This is a genomic window from Mesorhizobium sp. M1A.F.Ca.ET.072.01.1.1 (genome assembly GCF_004023325.1).
Classification (GTDB): domain Bacteria; phylum Pseudomonadota; class Alphaproteobacteria; order Rhizobiales; family Rhizobiaceae; genus Mesorhizobium.
In genome coordinates, this window is sequence record NZ_RZSF01000019.1 from 24,101 (window position 1) to 41,831 (window position 17,731).

Annotated in this window: 18 protein-coding genes and 1 pseudogene; 4 read left to right on the forward strand and 15 right to left on the reverse strand. The window is 62.7% G+C overall.

Annotation, left to right across the window (positions count from 1 at the left end; all coding sequences use genetic code 11):
• Positions 1 to 44 precede the first annotated feature (44 nt).
• The 4 genes from EOA32_RS05055 to EOA32_RS05070 form a co-directional block, all read right to left on the reverse strand.
• On the reverse strand, positions 45 to 746 hold the full coding sequence (locus EOA32_RS05055) for an SMC-Scp complex subunit ScpB (protein ID WP_128371049.1): 702 nt from the start codon (positions 744 to 746) through the stop codon (positions 45 to 47).
• A gap of 2 nt (positions 747 to 748) precedes the next feature.
• Positions 749 to 1,705: a DUF1403 family protein gene (locus EOA32_RS05060; RefSeq protein ID WP_128371050.1), complete on the reverse strand. Its 957-nt coding sequence runs from the start codon at positions 1,703 to 1,705 to the stop codon at positions 749 to 751.
• 161 nt (positions 1,706 to 1,866) lie between these two features.
• On the reverse strand, positions 1,867 to 3,267 hold the full coding sequence (locus EOA32_RS05065) for a hypothetical protein (RefSeq protein WP_128371051.1): 1,401 nt from the start codon (positions 3,265 to 3,267) through the stop codon (positions 1,867 to 1,869).
• A gap of 159 nt (positions 3,268 to 3,426) precedes the next feature.
• Complete coding sequence (locus EOA32_RS05070) at positions 3,427 to 4,344, reverse strand: AraC family transcriptional regulator (RefSeq protein WP_245499162.1); 918 nt, start codon at positions 4,342 to 4,344, stop codon at positions 3,427 to 3,429.
• A gap of 244 nt (positions 4,345 to 4,588) precedes the next feature.
• Between EOA32_RS05070 and EOA32_RS05075 the strand changes: the two genes are divergently transcribed.
• Entirely contained in the window at positions 4,589 to 5,563 is a 975-nt protein-coding gene (locus tag EOA32_RS05075) for a class I SAM-dependent methyltransferase (RefSeq protein ID WP_128371052.1), read from the forward strand.
• A 54-nt stretch (positions 5,564 to 5,617) separates the two neighbouring features.
• Positions 5,618 to 6,580, forward strand: coding sequence for a LysR family transcriptional regulator (locus EOA32_RS05080; RefSeq protein WP_128371053.1), 963 nt, complete (start codon positions 5,618 to 5,620; stop codon positions 6,578 to 6,580).
• 16 nt (positions 6,581 to 6,596) lie between these two features.
• Here EOA32_RS05080 and EOA32_RS05085 read toward each other — a convergent pair whose 3' ends face one another.
• The 11 genes from EOA32_RS05085 to trbB are packed head-to-tail and all read right to left on the reverse strand — an operon-like array spanning position 6,597 to position 16,239.
• The gene (locus tag EOA32_RS05085) at positions 6,597 to 6,821 is read right to left on the reverse strand and encodes a DUF2274 domain-containing protein (protein WP_128371054.1); all 225 of its coding nucleotides are present in this window, start codon (positions 6,819 to 6,821) and stop codon (positions 6,597 to 6,599) included.
• Between the two features lies 1 nt (position 6,822).
• Entirely contained in the window at positions 6,823 to 7,965 is a 1,143-nt protein-coding gene (locus EOA32_RS05090) for a TrbI/VirB10 family protein (protein ID WP_128371055.1), read from the reverse strand.
• The gene (trbG, locus tag EOA32_RS05095; RefSeq protein WP_128371056.1) at positions 7,962 to 9,023 is read right to left on the reverse strand and encodes a P-type conjugative transfer protein TrbG; all 1,062 of its coding nucleotides are present in this window, start codon (positions 9,021 to 9,023) and stop codon (positions 7,962 to 7,964) included. The genes EOA32_RS05090 and trbG overlap by 4 nt, the downstream gene beginning before the upstream one ends.
• Complete coding sequence (gene trbF / locus EOA32_RS05100) at positions 9,020 to 9,709, reverse strand: conjugal transfer protein TrbF (protein ID WP_128371057.1); 690 nt, start codon at positions 9,707 to 9,709, stop codon at positions 9,020 to 9,022. Before trbF ends, trbG begins: the two co-directional genes overlap by 4 nt.
• A gap of 3 nt (positions 9,710 to 9,712) precedes the next feature.
• Positions 9,713 to 11,089: a P-type conjugative transfer protein TrbL gene (trbL, locus tag EOA32_RS05105; protein ID WP_128371058.1), complete on the reverse strand. Its 1,377-nt coding sequence runs from the start codon at positions 11,087 to 11,089 to the stop codon at positions 9,713 to 9,715.
• Positions 11,090 to 11,091: 2 nt separating this feature from the next.
• Positions 11,092 to 11,415 carry a putative entry exclusion protein TrbK-alt gene (trbK-alt, locus tag EOA32_RS05110; RefSeq protein WP_128371059.1) on the reverse strand — a complete coding sequence of 108 codons (324 nt, stop codon included), beginning with the start codon at positions 11,413 to 11,415 and terminating at the stop codon, positions 11,092 to 11,094.
• Between the two features lie 11 nt (positions 11,416 to 11,426).
• Positions 11,427 to 12,185 carry a P-type conjugative transfer protein TrbJ gene (gene trbJ / locus EOA32_RS05115; protein ID WP_128371060.1) on the reverse strand — a complete coding sequence of 253 codons (759 nt, stop codon included), beginning with the start codon at positions 12,183 to 12,185 and terminating at the stop codon, positions 11,427 to 11,429.
• Positions 12,182 to 14,638 (reverse strand): conjugal transfer protein TrbE, encoded by a 2,457-nt coding sequence (gene trbE, locus EOA32_RS05120; protein ID WP_128371061.1) that lies wholly within the window; start codon positions 14,636 to 14,638, stop codon positions 12,182 to 12,184. Before trbE ends, trbJ begins: the two co-directional genes overlap by 4 nt.
• A gap of 10 nt (positions 14,639 to 14,648) precedes the next feature.
• Entirely contained in the window at positions 14,649 to 14,930 is a 282-nt protein-coding gene (locus tag EOA32_RS05125; RefSeq protein WP_127216556.1) for a VirB3 family type IV secretion system protein, read from the reverse strand.
• Positions 14,930 to 15,262: a TrbC/VirB2 family protein gene (locus EOA32_RS05130; RefSeq protein WP_127216555.1), complete on the reverse strand. Its 333-nt coding sequence runs from the start codon at positions 15,260 to 15,262 to the stop codon at positions 14,930 to 14,932. The genes EOA32_RS05125 and EOA32_RS05130 overlap by 1 nt, the downstream gene beginning before the upstream one ends.
• A complete protein-coding gene (gene trbB, locus EOA32_RS05135) occupies positions 15,259 to 16,239 on the reverse strand; it encodes a P-type conjugative transfer ATPase TrbB (RefSeq protein WP_128371062.1) in 981 nt (326 codons plus the stop codon). The genes EOA32_RS05130 and trbB overlap by 4 nt, the downstream gene beginning before the upstream one ends.
• Before the next feature lie 412 nt (positions 16,240 to 16,651).
• Here trbB and EOA32_RS05140 point away from each other — a divergent pair, with 412 nt between their 5' ends.
• Together EOA32_RS05140 and EOA32_RS05145 are read left to right on the forward strand one after the other, a co-directional pair.
• The gene (locus EOA32_RS05140; protein ID WP_095832319.1) at positions 16,652 to 16,906 is read left to right on the forward strand and encodes a helix-turn-helix transcriptional regulator; all 255 of its coding nucleotides are present in this window, start codon (positions 16,652 to 16,654) and stop codon (positions 16,904 to 16,906) included.
• Positions 16,906 to 17,712, forward strand: a pseudogene (locus tag EOA32_RS05145) (HipA N-terminal domain-containing protein); the annotation flags it as partial. The gene EOA32_RS05140 and the pseudogene EOA32_RS05145, both read left to right, overlap by 1 nt.
• Positions 17,713 to 17,731: the final 19 nt, after the last annotated feature.

Consider the following 17,731-nt stretch of genomic DNA (forward strand, 5'->3'; position numbering starts at 1 on the left):
TGAGGCATCGACTTCTTTATGGCCGCATCGCGACAACGCCCTGCTCACGGCACCTGATCCTCAACGATATCGTCTTCCCCCTCCTCGCCCGCCAACCCGGCTGGAATGGCGCCGGCGAGCAGCTTTTCCCTCGACAGCAGCCCGGCGTCCTCGAGCGCCTCGAAATCCGGCAGCTGGCGCAGCGTGTCGAGCCCGAACTGCGACAGGAAATTTTTCGTCGTCACATAGGTGTAAGGCGCGCCCGGCTGTGGGCTGCGCGGCCCCGAGGCGATGAGGTCCTGTGCGCGCAGCACGCCGATCAGGTCGCGCGAGACTTCCTTGCCGAAGAAGGAAGACAGCTCGCCACGGGTGATCGGCTGGAAATAGGCGATGCACATCAGCACAAGCGTCTCCGACTGCGACAGTTCTTTTGCACCCTCCCCCGCCGACGTGCCGAAGGCGGCGTGGATGACGTCGCCAAAAACCTTCTTGGTCCGGTGCTGCCAACCGCCGGCAACTGAGACCAGTTCATAGGGGCGACCGGCGAGCTCGGCGCGGATGTCGTCGATGATCAGATCGATGTTGCAGTTTCTTCCGACCACCCGCGCGAGAACACTACGTGTCACCGGTTCGCTGGCCGCGAAGATCACGGCTTCGACCCGGCCCATCCACTCGCGCCAGCGCAGTTCCGGCGGCAGGTGCTCGAGCTCGGTGTCCAGCAGTGCCGGCTGCTCGTTCATCTTGTGGCGAACGGAGGCTTGGCTCATCGCTACAGCCCAAACAGCCGGAAGGTCGGGCGGCCGGAGAGCTCGCGAACGGCATCCAGTTGCTGCAGGCGTTCGAACAGCCGCCGCGCCGCAAAGCGCGACAGGTTTTTGGTCGTCAGCGATCCAGCGACGGCATCTTCATTGAGCAGCAAAAAGATCACGTCGCCGGCGCCTTTGGCGCGCAGCTTTGGCGCCACCGCCAGGAGTTTTTCGGCGCGGCGCGACAAGTCGGCCGCCAGCCTGCAGGCCTCGGCCGCCGCTTGAACCGACGCAAGACAGACCACGCGCTCAAAACCTCTTTCGCCCGGTCGGATGCGCGTGCCGCCGCCGCCCTCAGTGCGGAAGGCCGGGCCAAAGGCCTGGGCCATCAACAGCGGCAGCGGCCGCGGCCAGCGCAGGCTTTGCGCCAGAACCAGGTCGGCCAGCCACCAGGCAAACAGCTCGGCATCGGGGCGAGCGGCGACGACGCGGGCGGCGATTGCCGCGGCGGCGAACGGCGCCGGCCGCCGCGACCCCGCCACGTCCTCGATCTCAATGCACAGGTCGGCGAGCGCCTCGTCATCCCATGCGAGCCCGAGCATTTCGGCCACCTTTGCCAGCCGATCGGCGCTGACCGCCGGCGGCTGCAGCGCCAGCTGGCGCCAGGCGCCAAAAATGGCGCCGGCGGGACCGGGATCGGCGCCGGCCGGGCAAAGCTGCCAGGCGTCGCGCAGGGCGGCATCATCCTCGGCGCGGCCGGCGAGCCGCATGCTGGCGGCGGCGCAGCGGAGCGCCAGCCGCTGGCGCCAGGCGCCGGCCCAGCTGGCTTGCGCGCGGGCGAGCGTGTCGAGCGCGCCCAAGGCGGCGCCGGCCCGGAAGGCGGCGTCACAGTCGCTCGGCGCGCCGGCGGCCGTAAGCGCCCAGGCCGGCACGGTGGGCGGCGGAGCCGGATTGGCGGTCGCGGGATCGAGGCGAATCATGTGTTTGGAGGGTAAAGCGGCCGTGCGCTTTGTGCCACGATTTTCGCGTCAAAACGCACAGCTTGTCGGAGAGGCAAAACGAATGATAATGTTGCCATATCAATCATTTAGCCAAGCTAGCCAGCTATTGAATGCCAGCTTCTGACAACGCGCAAAACCCGTCAGGAAAGAGCCCATTCGTCATCGGCAGCAGTGATCATGCCCCGCCCCAATCGTCTATGAAGCTCAAGCCACGATGCGTCGCTGACAAAGCTTTTCAAACTGCCACATGCCTCTGCCAGCGAGGTGGCGCCAAGACGCTGCGCAACAGCATGCGCACTACCGATCGGATCATTCAGAAATCGCTCCAACGGATCATCGTCGCACTCGATTACCCGGTGTCCCCAAGCACCTGAAACGCCGTCGGTCGCGAGAGCTTGTCGAAGGTCGGGAGCGACGCCCGCAACATCGAGCGCCCTGTGAACCACATGGCGCATCAATGGATAGAAGACTGGTTGGTGGCTGCCTCCGAGGACCCGCACCCCGGGCAGGATGGACACTACCAACATGGCCGTCAGGAAATTTGGAATGAGCGTACGGTCTGCCAGCCGCGCCACAATGTCTGAGGCCGTGAATCGGGCGACCTTCATGCCGCTTGAGGGTTCGATTAAATCTCCCGCAGCAAGTCTCAGCGGGAGACGCTTCCCATTATGGTAGAACCAGAAGAAATCGGTAGCCCGCGTGAGCCACCCACTCCAGAGGCCGGTGGCCAGCCTGTCAAGTTGCGCAAGGATGTTCGAAGCGAGCGCCGGCTCTTCCAGCAGCGACGCCCGAAGCCAGGAATCTGGGTCTGAAAGATGGGCTGCCACCAAATCGGCAATATCTTCGTCATCGATCTGCAGAAATGCGAAACGGCTTCCGAAGAGCATTGGCCAAAGCACCTGATTGGCAGCCTTGACGGCATGCGCAGGCCGCTGAAATTCAATGTTCGGCAGGAGATCGCGCAGTTGCGTTAGCGCATCGCTTTGCGCGTCCGGCTCTACAGGCACCATCCTAAATCGGTAGGATCCAGGCCCGCTCAGAAGATTGTAGCCGACCATCTGGCTTCGGCTGAGGCCGAAGACGTTGGTGGGCCTTCCATCTACAGCGAGCCAACCCGGTCCTTTGCGTGACCTTTCAACGATGCTCACCGTTGAGACCGCATAGGATACATAGGTCGAGCAGCCATGCGCGGCGAGACCGAGCATGCTGAAGATGTGCGTGTAATATGCTTCCGGCTCGACAAGCAGAAGCAAATGTGGCCCTGTCTGCAACACGCGCCGCCGTTCCAGATCGCGGCAGATTTCCGAGGCAGTATCGGCGGAGAGCCCCCAACGTGCCGCCGCTTTCCTGATGATGCCCAACAATTTGTCTAGGGCCTGCCTCCGGACCGCGGGTACTAACCCCGAAGCAGGCGCCTCAAACAGGCGAGATGCATACTCGCGCACCGGCCTGGATCGAAACGGCTTCATCCAAGGATAGAGTGATTCTAGCGCCTCCAGGATTGCCCGCTTCGCTTCTAATTCTGTTGTCTGCTCGTCCACCTCCCGATCCGCCCTCTTCTCCCCGTTGCCCTTATCGCCCGGAGGTCGATGTCAGCGCCTCGTGAACGTCGATCGCACATGCATATCATCCGACACCAAAAGCATTCTTTGCGCCTATGTTGCAGTTTTCGAATACTTGCTGCCAATAAATGTCGTGACCTAGAGCTTGCACATGCGGCGATATTCCGTGGGTGACACGCCGAAGGCCTGGCGAAAGGCAATGGCAAAGTGACTCGAGCTTCCGAACCCGCACTCCAACGCGATTTCGGTTGCCGATAGACTGGTCGATCGCAACATGCCGGACGACTTCTCCAGGCGACGCTCAGCGATGAATGCATGCGGCGTCTTGCCTGTCGACTGCTTGAACGCCCTGGAGAAGTGGAACCGGCTGAGGCCAAGCTCCTTTGCCAGGGCGGCAAGCGTAAGGGTTTCGCCCGACAGCGAGCCAATCATCTCCATGGCGCGCCTGAGGTCGAATGAAGACAGACCACCTTTCTGTCGTTCTTGATAGGCGCCACTTAGCCTGACCATCTGCACAAGCAGTTGCTTGGCCTGGCTCTCAACCATCGCGGCGCTGATCGGATCAGGTTGCTTGAGCTCGATCGCGATCCTCTGCAACGCCATTTCGACGAGACCGTCTCGAAATCCGATCGAAGGCGGCAAAACCGTCTGGCGGTGTCGCGCCGCTTCCCCGAACATCTCTTGCGCGAACTGCTGTTCAATCGAGACCAGCAGGAAGGACGCCGTCTCGTCGCCCTCGTCCCAGCCGGTCCAGTCGTTGCCGGCGGGCACAAAGACGATCGAACCGGCACGGCGTGGAGAAAAGGAGATCCGGCGCCCGTCGACAAAGTCCTCGCCGTTGCGCGCCGTGCCATGCAAATTCATCAGAAACACGTGCCCGGGACAAAAGATTTTTGTCTCCTGCCGCTTGAGGCCGGTTCTTCTGACCATGTCCACCCGCACCTGCCCCCAGCTTCCATACTGATGAGCAAGCGTACGGTGCTGCGAAGGACGCATTTCGTTCGGATCAAAGCCAAGACAACGCACGACTCGAAGCTGTTCCCGTACTTTCGTCACGTCAGCACTGTTTTGTCGAACCTTTGGTTGTCAAACAAATCACAAATAACTCAGGATTGGTTGAAGATGTGGCTTTATCGAAAAAATCGCAATCAATGGAAAGCCGTCAGTTCCCAACCTTCCTACGACTTGCCTAAGTCAATGCTTCACCCGACTGAATATTAGATTATTCTTAAATCTGTCGGCACCGCTCCATGGGCGCATTGGCACCTCACCATCTCGATGGGTGTAGAGGCATACTGCGATGCGTGGACTCGATGACTTCCTGGCTGAATGCGACCACGCCCCGCGCATCAACGAACTCGCCGGCTTCTTTGCCGCGACAGCCGCAGGCAAGAATGGGGTTCCCCTGCGCAAACCGGCGGCCGATAATCGTCTGCTCCCGCGTGACGAACTTCTGCGCGACGTGGTCAGCCTGCACGCAGCGCGTCAAGGCTTTTTCGACCAGCACTATCACGGCAGCATTCCTTACAGATTGGAGGAAGAGTGCCGGATGGCTCATGCTGTACTGAAATATGCTCGTCATCGCGACCGACCGCTCTCGCTTTACAGCCTTGGAACGGCGGAAGGCACAATGGCCAGGACGCTATCCGAGCTATCCCAGGGGCAGATACGCACCTTGTCGTGCAGCCCGAACCCGGAGAACTACGAGTGCTTCATGGCGTATGGCGAGCCCCCACATGCCGACTTCTTCATCGGCCCCTTCCATAGGCTCACCAAGGACGTTCTCGCTTCCACTCCGCGACTGACACATTTCACCTCCGGCTTCGACATCATCCTGGAGGATACCACTTTTCAAATGTACTCACCGAACCGGGCGGATCAGGTCGAATTCGTGAGCCAGCACCTCAAGAATGACGGAATCTTCGTCTTCGTCGAGAAGTTCCGGGCGACCGACGAGATGGACTACAGGCTCCGTGAGTACCAAAAGGATTTCGGTTTCAAGGCGCGCTATTTTCCTCCCGAGGAGATCGAGAAGAAGAAGGCCGCCGTTCTGAACACGATGTTCGCCAATGAGGTGACATTGGCGGACATGGGTGAGGCCATACACCAACATTTCAGCCACTGCGTGCTGACGTGGAACAGCGGAAATTTCTACAGCCTTGCGGCGAGCAACAGCGCGGATAACCTGAGCCGTTATGTTTCCCAGATGGCCACGCCGGCCATTCCACACGAATATGTTTACGAAACCAGCCTGCATGGCGGCTCACCGGATTGACGCTGCCGCAGCGTCGAGCCGCCTTGCCCAAATAACCCGAGGCGTACTGAGCCTTTGAAGCAGGCCAGCAACACTTTTCGCCGCCTGGACTATGTGTTCGCAGCTGTCGACCATGGCAGCCTCAGGCAGGCGGCAAGAGTTCTCAGAGTGCGGGAATCCTCCGTCAGCCGAAACATCGTCGCCATGGAGCAGGTGCTCAACATGCAGCTGTTCGACCGCAACGTGCATGGCGTGCGGCTCACGGAAGCAGGCCGCGCCTGGACCGACCTCGTGCGGGTTCATTACGAGGGCTTGCATGATGCGCTGGTCGGTGGCGATTGCGGCAATCAGGACGTCAGGACGATAAGGATCGGATTGTGCGCCCAGATCGGTCGCGCTTTCCTGGCTCGCCTCGTCAAGCGCTTCCACCATCTTCATCCGAACGTGGGCGTGGCCATCGAGGACGTCGCACATGAACATTGCCTGGCAGCAATACGCCGCCGGCGCCTCGACATCGTCTTTGCGCACGGGCTTCTGAACGCCGCCTCATGCCGAAGCGAAATATTCACGCATGAGCGGTTGTTCGTTCTCCTTCCCTGCGGCCATCGGCTCGCGGACAGGCCCGCCGTGAGTTGGCACGATCTCGCGGGAACCAGTCTCCTGGTCTCGGCCCCATCGCAGCTCGACTCAAATTTGATCGAGCATATCGCTGCCAATGGAGGGCCTGTCATTCAGATGTGTCGCGCCAGCGAGGCGACGGTCATTCTCAAAGTCCAGCTCGGTCACGGCGTCACCTTGGCGGGCGAAGGTTTCGCCAGAACAGTCGCCATAAACTCCGCGGTGTGGAAGCCCATGGAAGGGCACGACAGCAGCAGGTCCATACGGGCGATGTGGCTGGAATCGAACCCAAAGCGCGCGTTGCTGCAGTTCGTGGGGACCGCCCGGAACATGGCGTCGGCAAAACCACCCGAATCTTTTATCAACGGGAGCGTGGAACCTGCACTACGGGGTACCCGCAAGTCAGCCAAGGAGGCGTGACTAAACATTGAGACGCTCACCCGCTCGCCGACCGCCTGGCGCTGGCAGAGCCGCGATCTGTGGCAATGAACCGCTCCAGCATCGCAACGATGAGGCGTGATGGCTCGGCAGGAGCTTGTCCCGACTCGCGGCCCAGGATCTCGGCATAAGCGGCCAGGTCGCGATGCAGTGCCGCCGGCAGCTCCACCGTGACTTTGACGGGTTTGTCATCGGCGATTGGCCCGAGTTTCAGCTTGGCCATTTCAACCTCCATACGGTTCGAGCATTAGGTCATGAGTAACGATCACGCGAACTGGAAATCCCGGCCGAATGGTTAGTGTCGGCGCTATCTGGAGTTGGCGTTGGACGATCTGCTGGCCGACCTGGCTGACGCTATCGGAAACGCCGCTGCGAAGCGCACGCACAATGTCGCTCTCCTGACCGGACGAACCGGCTTCTGCCCCAACGCTGAGAATTGTCGAGAGCGCGGCTGCCTTGAATAGCTCGCCCCAGTGGTGGTCGATCCCGTCCTGCAGACCAGCGTAGCCCCCTCCATCCGCTCCGGGCTGCCGCTCCAGAACAATGGATCGGCCGTCAGGAAAGATCAGCCTGTTCCAGACAAGCAGAACGCGGCGCTGCCCGAAGCCGACGTCGTTGTCATACTCGCCCACAACGCGCGTACCTTGCGGAATCAGAAGCGCCCTGCCGGTGGGGCTGTCGTAAACATTTTCCGTCACCTGCGCGGTGATCTGGCCAGGAAGGTCGGACCGGATGCCGGTGATCAGCGCCGCGGATATTACAGCTCCGGCCTGGAGCACATAAGGTGATGCTGGAGGCACAATGTGATCGGGGGCTACTGTGCGTCGGTCTGTTGCCGTCTTCAGGAATGCCATTTGACGATCCTGCGAGGCTTGGCTGGCTGGATCCAGGCTGGCGGGGGTCAGTTCACCTGTATCGCCCGACGATTGGGCTCGGATTGCCGACTGCGCACCCGTCTGGAAAAAGACCTGCGAGGTTCGCGCAGCCTCCTCTTCGGCTTTCCTGCGCTGCTCGACCTCATCAACAGAGGGTGTGGCAATCATTGGCGGTACGACCGGCTGACCCTTGCTCTGGGCGTCAAGGATGGGCCTGCCGAGATCGCCGGGCAGCGGCGGCCCAAGTATTGGCCCGCTGTAATCACGTGGTAGGTTGGCTAGACCATCTGCGGGTTGCCGGTTGGAGGTCGAATAGAGCTCTTCGCCATGCTTGCCGGTATCGCGGCTCTGCAGCGCATAAATCAGTGCGCCGCCAATGCCGAGCGATGCAACGAAGCCTATGCCGGCAAGCACCTTGCGCGACAGGCGTGTCACGCGCGGCGGCTCGGCGCGAAGCCGCATCGGTGCGGCAGCGGTTTCGTGCTCGCTCATGACGCGTCCCCTCCTCGCTGCCTCGTGGTGTTTGTGACTTTCGGAACCGCACCGAAACGTGGGGTCCACGTTACTTGACCTGTCTTCGGCCCATTCGTGCGGACAATCCTGACGGTCTGTTGCCGTTTGCCGCTGCCGAGTCGCAACTCGGCTGCGCCAAAGAGGCGGTCGACAATGAGGACGTTTCGATAGACTCGGCAGTTGACGATCTGGGGTTCGCCGTCAGGCCCAATGACAAAGATCGGCGGCATCTCGCCCTGTACGATCCCGCGTGGAAACTCGACGTACACACGCCTGCCGTCGTCATAGACCGTGACGGGCTTCCAGGGCGGCGCGTCACCCGTCAACTCATAGCGGTAGTTGCGCGCGCCCGGGTCGGGGACCATCGGCACAGCAGGGACGGCCTGCTCCTGTCCGCCCGGCCGGGCTGGGTACGCCCACGCCACGGCCGGCATATAGGGCTTCTGGTCAGCGCGCAGCTCGATCATGTAGCTGCGCCGGTCGGTGGTGATGACGAGATTTGTGGTAATGTCGGCGCGCGAGGGCTTCACCAGGACGTGGACGCGCCGTGTGGGGCCCGAACCGCTTTCTGTGTCGCCGATGATCCACCGGGCTGTGTCGCCGGCCGCGATCGGACCTGTTCCGGTCAGATTCTCACCCGGCTCTAGCGCGATGTCCGTTATCTGGCCGGGTGCGCCATAGACCTGGTAGAGCGCTCCTTCGCTCCACGGATAGACTTGGATAGCGTTGTAGTACCCCTCGCGCCGCGGCTCGATACGCGCCGCGGCATTGGCGTTCTCGACGCGAGCCGTTGGGCTGTTTCCGACAGCCCCGCCCCGCGCCGGTGTCCAGCCTGGCGGAATATGCAGCGGTTTCGGGGGCCGCTCTTTTGCGAGGGCAGGAGCGGCTGGCAGTGAAGGCACATAGGCGTCGTAGGCAAACTGCGGCGGCTTTTGGGGGGTAGCGCAGCCGGCGAGGAAAGACCCCGAGAGCAACACCATGGCGATCGCATGTCGACCGGTGGCCTTGGTGGCGACAATTCGCGAGGCAAAGGTCATTGGCTCATCTCCCGCGACCAGTTGATGGCATTGACGTAGATGCCGAGCGGATTGGCCCGAAGCCGCTCGGCGTCGCGCGGCCGCTGAACCACGATCGTCAGGATCGCGGTCCAGTGCTCAGTGGTGGACAGCTGGCCGTTTTCGTAACGACGTTCGGTCCAGGCGACGCGGAAAGAATCCGGCGAGGCGCGGATGACCGACGAGACTTCCACGGCTACCTGCTGCTTGCCGACTTTCGAGAACGGCTCATTGGCGCGAGCATAATCGTTGAGCATTGCCGCGCCCTGGTCGGTGGTCCATTCATAGGCTCGCAGCCAGTCCTGGCGCACTATGATCGGGTCGGCCGGGATCGATCGGACCTGCTCGATGAAGCGGGCAAGATGCCAGGCTACTTGGGGATCGCTGGGCTTGTAGTCGGCGGCCGCGGGCGCGATCGCCTGCGCCTGTCCGAGACTATCGACCTGCACCACCCAGGGCACGACTGTGCCACGAGCAGACTGCCAGACAAACGAGCCCGCGAGACCTGCCGACAGGATCAGGGAGCCGAAGGCCATGAGGCGCCAATTCCTGGCCTGCACCCGAGCTGAACCGATGCGCTCGTCCCAGACCTGCGCCGCCTTCTGGTAAGGCGTCTCCGGTTGCGGTGTCTTGCCGTAGTGCACGGCTGGGCGTCGAAAGATGTTCATTGGTCATTTGCCTTCAGAGAGAGAGATGGAGGTTCCGGCCCCGTGAGATTCCCCGGCCCGCACGGCATGGGCGGTGGTCTGAATGCCATGTGAAAGACGTTGGGAGCGCTGCATGCGTCTGGCCCAATCGGGCGGGCTTGCAGCCGCGCCAACCGTCTGGCCAACAGGGCCGAAAGAGGCGTCGTTGGCGGATTGGGTAAAGCCCCCGACTGTTCCCAGGGTTGATGACCCGCCCGTGTCTTCGAAGGCGGAGCCAGCGCCGGCGGCAAAGCTCGATTTCATCGATTGGCCGGCGCGCTCCGCGGCACGTTTGAGCGGCGAGGTTGCGGCATTCGCTCCCGCGCTCGCAATGCCACTAAGGCCGGACACGACGCCTGCCGCGCCTGTCTGACCCGCGGCTCCCAGAACGTAGGCAGTCGTGGCACCGCCGGCGATGAATGAGCCGCCTCGCGCTGCGGAAGGCGCTGCGGAGAAAGCGGCAGCTCCGCCGCGCATTGCAAGGCCGGCTGCGCCGCCGCCGACAAGCGTCACGCCACCCGCCGCTAGGCCTGTTCCAACAGCGGCACCGGCTCCCAGCTGCGGTCCGCCGGGGACGAGACCATTGGCGATGCCGGGACCGAAGATGCCCAGCCCAAGCAGCGACAGGGCCGCCAGCACGATCGCCATGGCCTGATCGATGGTTGGGTTGTCGCTGCCGAAGCCTCGGGTGAATTCTCCGAAGAGCGTCGAACCAATGCCGATGACGACGGCCAGCACAAGGACCTTGATGCCTGACGAGATGACGTTGCCGAGGACGCGCTCAGCCATGAAAGCGGTCTTGCCGAAAAGGCCGAACGGGATCAGCACGAAGCCGGCAAGCGTCGACAGCTTGAATTCAATCAGGGTGACAAAGAGCTGTACAGCCAGGATGAAGAAGGCGAGCAGGACGAGCGCCCAGGCGAAGAGGAGGCAGGCGATCTGGATGAAGTTTTCAAAAAAGGAAACGTAGCCCATCAATCCAGAGATCGCCTCGAGCAAGGGACGTCCCGCGTCGAGGCCGGTTTGGGCGATCCTGCCGGGTCGGAGCAGGTCCTCAACCGAGAAGCCTGTGCCGCTCGCCTTCAGGCCGAGACCGGAGAAGCTTTCGAAGACGGTCCGCGCAATGCTGTTCCAATTGGAAATCAGGTACGCGAAGACGCCGACAAACAGCGTCTTCTTCACGAGCCGCGCCAGGACGTCGTCGTCCGCGCCCCAACTCCAAAAGAGGGCGGCGAGCGTGACGTCAATGACGATCAGAGTCGTGGCGACGAAGGCGACTTCGCCGCCGAGCAGGCCGAAGCCGCTGTCGATATAGCGGGTGAAGGTGGCGAGGAACTGGTCGATGACGCCGGTATTGCCCATTCCTATCGCGCCTCTTGGGTGTTCGCGTTTGGAACCGGAGAGGCGATCGGCTTGGGCTCTGAGCCAAACGATGGCGCGGCAGATCCGACGAAGCGGTCGCGCTGTTCGGCCCACAGGCGCAGACAGCCGCCGTCGAGCAACGCGGCCTCGCCGAGGATCTGACAACGCCGAAGCTCCCAGCGGAGCGGGCTCAGCGTAGAAGACGACGGCAACGATGCCGCACCCTCCCGCTTTTCCTCTTTTCGGGTCATTTCGACAGCGGTCGCCGTGACGGCGACCGCGACGAAGATGACGGCGCCGATGCGCGCAAGCGTGTTGCCGTCCATGACAGCGCACCTCAGCGGTTGAACATTTTGGCGTCGCCAGCCTGGTAGCCGGAGCCTGGCGCTATGAAGCGACGACGCTGCTCGCGGCCCTGTTCGGCCGCGGCGGCGCGTTCTGCTTCGCTCAGCGCCTGGGCGCGGCCGTTGGCGGAGACGACAGCCGTGAGATCGGAGAGCTGTTGCGCCTGAAGCGCGAGAAGCTGGTTACCGGCCTGCGTCGCCTGGAGCGCGCCCGTCGCCGATTGGCTGGCGCCGACCAACGCCGACATCTGAACGCGGTTGGCCTCGATATTTCCAACGACGCCCGCCTGAACGCGCATGGCATCCTGAAGGCTGCCAACCGTGTTTTGCCAACGTGAGCGCGCGTCCGTGACGAGCTCCTGGTCGGAAGCGGAAAGCGAGACGTTTGCGTATTTCTGCTGAAACATCTTGTCGATCTGCTGGACGTCGAAGGCGATATTCTGCGCTTGACCGAGGAGCTGCTGGGTTCGCTGCACCGATTGCTGCAAGTGCTGCAGGGAGGAGAAAGGCAAGCTTGCGAGATTGCGAGCCTGGTTGATCAGCATCTGTGCCTCATTTTGAAGCGAAGTGATCTGGTTGGTGATCTGCTGAAGCGATCGTGCCGCCGTCAGCACGTTCTGTGCGTAGTTTGAGGGATCGAAAACGATGAACGCGTAGGCGGATGTCACCACTATGGGCGACACGGCGAGCGGCGGAGCGAGGAAGGCGGCGACCAGAAGGAGGGCGTGTGAACGGACGCGAAGGACAGTCATGAGTGGATCTCCTTTTCGGCTTGGGGGAAGTGTGTCGGAACATCGGGAATGAGGTCGGCTGCCCAGCCGACGTTTCGCGCCTCCAGCCAGGCAGCGAGGAAGCCATCCCGGCCATGCTCGGCCGCGATTCCTGCGATGAGGGACTGATCGCTCCTGGAAGATGCCGCGCAGAGCGCGAGACCGACCTGCGACAGGCCAAGTTCAAAGAGCCGGTTGCCGCGTCGTGATTGGCAGTAGTAGTCACGCTTCGGCGTCGCGCGCGCCAGGATCTCGATCTGGCGGTCGTTGAGGCCGAAACGACGGTAGACGGCCGTGATCTGCGGCTCGATCGCGCGCTCGTTCGGCAACAGCAGCCTGGTCGGGCAGCTTTCGATGATGGCCGGCGCGATTCTCGAGTTGTCGATGTCGGACAGCGACTGTGTGGCGAAGACGACGCTGGCGTTCTTCTTGCGCAGCGTCTTCAGCCATTCGCGCAGTTGAGCTGCGAAGCCCTCGTCGTCCAGGGCAAGCCAGCCCTCGTCCACGATGAGCAGGGTCGGGCGTCCATCCAGTCTCTCACCGATGCGATGGAACAGGTAGGACAAGACCGCCGGCGCGGCGCCGGTGCCAACAAGTCCTTCTATCTCGAAGACCTGCACGGATTCAGCGCCGAGGTATTCGGCCTCCGCGTCAAGCATGCGGCCATAGGGGCCGCCGATGCAATATGGTCGAAGAGCCTGCTTGAGGTCGTTTGCCTGAAGCAGAACGCAAAGGCCGGTAATGGTGCGCTCCTCGACCGGGGCAGACGCGAGCGAGGTCAGGGCAGCCCAGATATGCTCCTTGGCATCCGGACCGACCGCGACCCCCTCGCGGCCGAGAATCGCGACCATCCAGTCCGCCGCCCAGGCACGCTCATAAGTGTCATGTATGCGCGCGAGTGGCTGGAGCGACACCGAGGCCTCAGCACCATCGGTAAGCCCACCGCCGAGATCGTGCCAGTCACCGCCCATGGCGAGTGCTGCGGCACGTATCGAGCCGCCGAAGTCAAAGGCGAAGACCTGGTTGCGCGCATAGCGGCGGAACTGCAAGGCCATCAGGGCAAGCAGGACGGACTTGCCGGCGCCGGTCGGCCCGACGACGAGCGTATGCCCGACGTCGCCGACATGCAGCGACAACCGGAACGGGGTCGAGCCCTCGGTCTTGCCGTAGAGCAAGGGAGGACCGCCGAAGTGCTCGTCCCGTTCCGGCCCCGCCCACACGGCAGAGAGGGGGATCATGTGGGCGAGATTGAGCGTCGAAATGGGCGGCTGGCGAACATTGGCGTAGGCATGGCCAGGCAAGGAGCCGAGCCAGGCGTCCACGGCGTTGACGGTCTCGACGAACGCTGTGAAGTCGCGGCCCTGGATCACCTTCTCGACCATGCGCATCTTTTCGTCGGCGTGACGCGGATCGGCATCCCAGACCGCGATCGTCGCGGTGACATAGGCCATGCCCGAGACATCGGCGCCGAGTTCCTGCAGGGCCATGTCAGCGTCGGCCGACTTGTTGGCAGCGTCCGTGTCGACGAGGACGGACGCCTCGTTCGTCATGACCTCCTTCAGGATCGCCGCGATCGACTTGCGTTTGGCGAACCACTGCCGGCGGATCTTCGTCACAAGCTTCGCAGCCTCGGGCTTGTCGAGCAGGATGGCCCGGGTCGACCAGCGATATTGGAAGGCGAGCCGGTTGAGTTCGTCGAGCAGACCGGGCGTCGTCGCGGCCGGAAAGCCAACGACCGTGAGAATGCGCAGGTGCTGGTCGCCCAGGCATGGCTGCAGCCCGCCGGTCAGCGGCTGATCGGCCAGCAGCACATCCAGATAGATCGGTGTTTCAGGCACGCGCACGCGTTGGCGCTTCGTGGAAACGCTCGAATGGAGATAAGTCAGTGTCTCGCTATCGTCGAGCCATCGGCATTCGGGCATGAAGCCGTCGAGCAGCGCGAGCACGCGATCGCTACGATCGACGAAGGCCCGCAGGATCTCGTGCGGATCGACGCCCGACCGTTCGCGCCCCTCATAGAGCCACGTCTCGGCACGCGTCGTCTCCTCTGCTGGCGGCAAATAGAGGAAGGTGAGAAAATAGGCCGCGATGAAGTGAACGCCCTCTTCCTCGAAGTCGGCCTTGCGCTCGGCATCCACGAGGCCGGAGGCCGGATCGGGAAACCGGCTTTCCGGGTAGGTCGCTGCCTCGTTTCGCTGGGCCTCTACAAAGACGGTCCAGCCGGAGCCGAGGCGACGGAAGGCGTTGCTGATGCGCGAGGCCACCGCGACCAGTTCCGCGGCCATGGCGGAATCGAGATCCGGCCCACGAAATCTGGCGGAGCGCTGGAAGCTCCCATCCTTGTTGAGCACCACCCCAGGCGCGACGAGAGCAGCCCAGGGCAGGTAGTCGGCCAGGCGAGTGGCGCTGCGGCGATATTCGGAAAGGTTCATCATGAGGCCACCCTCAAACCGACAGAAAAGCCGGAAAGCGCAAATGCCGGCGGCCAACATCGACGAAAAGGGGATCGCGTTTGGCGGCCCACACAGCCGCAAAGTGCCCGAGCGCCCAGATCGCGAGGCCGATCAGCCATAGGCGCAGGCCAAGACCGACAGCACCCGCAAGCGTGCCGTTGAGGATTGCGATGGAGCGTGGCGCGCCGCCAAGCAGGATGTGCTCGGTCAGCGCCTTGTGGACGGGGATCACAAATCCCGGCACCGCGTCGATTTGTTCGAAAGCGGCAGCCATCAGATCAGCGCCCCGCCGCCGAACGAGAAGAAAGACAGGAAGAAGCTTGATGCTGCGAAGGCGATGGAGAGGCCAAAGACGATCTGGATCAGCCGTCTGAAGCCACCTGAGGTATCGCCAAAGGCAAGTGTGAGCCCCGTCACGATGATGATGATTACTGCAATGATCTTGGAGACAGGACCCTCGATTGACTGAAGAATCTTCTCGAGCGGCTGCTCCCATGGCATCGATGATCCGGCGGCATGCGCGCTATTTGCGAGCGTGAGGCTAACGAAAAGGGCCATGGCGTTTGCGCCGATATTCCGGCAACCGCGCGAAATGAGGCGGATCATGAATTGTCTCCTTGGCTGTCGTGGGCAAATCGGAAGATGCGATAGTCGCCGTCAGGGCCGAGCCCTTCGACGCGGGTGAGCTCGGTCAGCCGCCGCGCCGAACCGCGTCCGGACAGGACGGCGACCACGTCTATGGTTTCGGCGATCAGGGCTCGCGGGACAGTGACGACGGCTTCCTGGACGAGTTGCTCGAGACGACGCAGGGCGCCAAGGCCGGAACCGGCGTGAATGGTGCCGATGCCGCCAGGATGACCGGTGCCCCACGCTTTCAGGAGGTCGAGGGCCTCGGCGCCACGGACCTCGCCAATGGGGATGCGATCGGGACGCAGGCGCAGCGAGGAGCGAACCAGGTCAGCGAGCGTGGCGATACCCTCCTTCGTCCGCATCGCGACAAGATTGGGCGCGGCGCATTGCAGCTCGCGTGTGTCTTCGATGATGACGACGCGGTCGCCTCCTTTCGCCACCTCGGCAAGCAGGGCATTGGTCAGCGTCGTCTTGCCCGTGGATGTGCCTCCGGCAACCAGGATGTTTGCCCGAGTAGCGACCGCGGCACGCAGCGCAACCGCCTGTTTGGGGGTCATGATGCCCGCGGTCACATAGTCGTCGAGCGTGAAGATTGCGACAGCGGGTTTGCGTATGGCGAAGGCTGGCGCGGCAACGAGCGGCGGCAGAAGCCCCTCGAAGCGTTCGCCGGTGTCCGGCAGTTCGGCTGACACCCGCGGTGAGCGCGGGTGCACTTCCGCGCCGACATGGTGGGCGACCAGACGCACGATGCGCTCGCCGTCGGCCGCCGATAGTACCTCCCCTGTATCGGCCAGACCCGCGGAGAGCTGATCGACCCATATACGGCCATCCGGATTCAGCATCACCTCGACGATGGCGGGATCGTCAAGCAGCCGGGTGATGGCTGCTCCGAGCGCTGTGCGCAGCATGCGCGAGCTGCGCGCGTGTCCTTCTGTGTTGTGCGAAACCGCCATCTGGTCCCCGTTTTTCTGTCGGGAACACCTCGGGTCCCGCTCGGGGATGATTAAAAGAGCCGGATTGCGGGTCGCTTCAACAAGTATGTCGAGGCATCGTAGCGTGGCGTGTAATTACAGGTGAACGGCGATACTGGTGCCAACTGCCATCGCTTCGAGAGTGTTACGAGTCGATTTTTTGAGACTCTGGAGTAGCCTCGCCAGCCGACTCGGTACGGCTGACCACGACTGGCGCCGTTGCGCTTTCGCCCGCTCACGCCTCGCTCTTTCGGATCTCCGGCGTTTGCGAATTTATACGCGGCTGCGTATATTTCCGAATTATACGCGAATGCGTATTCAGCAGAACCTATACGCGGTCGCGTATATTGACGGATTATACGCGATCGCGTATTTTGCCGTCTGGAGGCTCGCTATGACAGATCCAATTGCCCGCAATGAAAAGCAACTCGGCGCCATCCTGCGCCGCGCCCGCAGACAGGCCGGCCTCACGCAAGGAGCGCTTGGCGATCAGATCCACCTGCGGCAGGGTACGGTATCTCGCCTCGAAGCGGGCGAGCCCGCGGTGCAGTTGCGTACACTGATGGCGGCTCTCTCCGCCCTAGATCTCGAACTCGTCGTGCGCGCACGCAGCAAGGGCAGCGCCGCTGACATCGAGGACCTGTTCTGATGGCGCGGCGCCGTGTTCACGCGCCGCTGAACGTCTTCCTGAACGGGCGCCTGGTGGGCGTGCTGCGCAGGGAACCGACGGGCGCGATAGACTTCCAGTACGACAGCGAATGGCTGGACTGGCACGGCACCTTCCCGGTTTCACTCTCGCTCCCTTTGCGGGAGGATCGCTATATCGGCGCTCCAGTCATCAACGCCTTCGACAACCTGCTTCCCGATAGTGACGCCGTCCGCAAGCGCGTTGCCGAACGCGTCGGCGCGGATGGCACCGACGCCTACAGCCTGCTCGCCACCGTCGGCCATGACTGTGTCGGCGCGCTGCAGTTCTTGCTCGACGGCATCGATCCCGGCAATACTGGCAGCAGCGATGGCAGGCCGGTCAGCAAAAGGGACATCGCCGGGATAATCGACAACCTCGCTAGCGCTCCCCTTGGCCTCGGTGAGGACGAGGATTTCCGCATCTCGATCGCAGGCGCACAGGAAAAGACGGCGCTGTTACGCAAGGACGGGCGCTGGTTCAAGCCAATCGGCACGGCGGCGACCACCCACATCCTGAAACCGCAGATCGGCCGTCTGCCCAACGGCATCGACCTCTCCAACAGCGTCGAGAACGAGTATCTGTGCCTTATGCTTCTCGAGGCGTTCGGCGTTCCTGCCGCCCGCGCAGAAATTGCCGATTTCGGCGAGCGCCGCACGCTGATCGTCGAGCGATTCGACCGGCTTTGGGCCCGCGATGGCCGCCTCCTGCGCCTGCCGCAGGAGGATATCTGTCAAGCGCTGTCAGTGCCGCCGACACGCAAGTACCAGTAAGAGGGCGGTCCCGGTA

What these genes read in the sequence shown, in the direction of transcription:
- trbK-alt (WP_128371059.1), bottom strand. Translation starts at nt 11,415, where the DNA reads ATGGACGGCAACACGCTTGCGCGCATCGGCGCCGTCATCTTCGTCGCG.
- EOA32_RS05130 (WP_127216555.1), bottom strand. Translation starts at nt 15,262, where the DNA reads ATGATCCGCCTCATTTCGCGCGGTTGCCGGAATATCGGCGCAAACGCC.
- EOA32_RS05125 (WP_127216556.1), bottom strand. Translation starts at nt 14,930, where the DNA reads ATGGCTGCCGCTTTCGAACAAATCGACGCGGTGCCGGGATTTGTGATC.
- EOA32_RS05090 (WP_128371055.1), bottom strand. Translation starts at nt 7,965, where the DNA reads ATGAGCGAGCACGAAACCGCTGCCGCACCGATGCGGCTTCGCGCCGAG.
- EOA32_RS05085 (WP_128371054.1), bottom strand. Translation starts at nt 6,821, where the DNA reads ATGGCCAAGCTGAAACTCGGGCCAATCGCCGATGACAAACCCGTCAAA.
- EOA32_RS05060 (WP_128371050.1), bottom strand. Translation starts at nt 1,705, where the DNA reads ATGATTCGCCTCGATCCCGCGACCGCCAATCCGGCTCCGCCGCCCACC.
- EOA32_RS05075 (WP_128371052.1), top strand. Translation starts at nt 4,589, where the DNA reads ATGCGTGGACTCGATGACTTCCTGGCTGAATGCGACCACGCCCCGCGC.
- EOA32_RS05055 (WP_128371049.1), bottom strand. Translation starts at nt 746, where the DNA reads ATGAGCCAAGCCTCCGTTCGCCACAAGATGAACGAGCAGCCGGCACTG.
- trbJ (WP_128371060.1), bottom strand. Translation starts at nt 12,185, where the DNA reads ATGACTGTCCTTCGCGTCCGTTCACACGCCCTCCTTCTGGTCGCCGCC.
- EOA32_RS05140 (WP_095832319.1), top strand. Translation starts at nt 16,652, where the DNA reads ATGACAGATCCAATTGCCCGCAATGAAAAGCAACTCGGCGCCATCCTG.
- trbF (WP_128371057.1), bottom strand. Translation starts at nt 9,709, where the DNA reads ATGAACATCTTTCGACGCCCAGCCGTGCACTACGGCAAGACACCGCAA.
- trbE (WP_128371061.1), bottom strand. Translation starts at nt 14,638, where the DNA reads ATGATGAACCTTTCCGAATATCGCCGCAGCGCCACTCGCCTGGCCGAC.
- trbB (WP_128371062.1), bottom strand. Translation starts at nt 16,239, where the DNA reads ATGGCGGTTTCGCACAACACAGAAGGACACGCGCGCAGCTCGCGCATG.
- trbL (WP_128371058.1), bottom strand. Translation starts at nt 11,089, where the DNA reads ATGGGCAATACCGGCGTCATCGACCAGTTCCTCGCCACCTTCACCCGC.
- trbG (WP_128371056.1), bottom strand. Translation starts at nt 9,023, where the DNA reads ATGACCTTTGCCTCGCGAATTGTCGCCACCAAGGCCACCGGTCGACAT.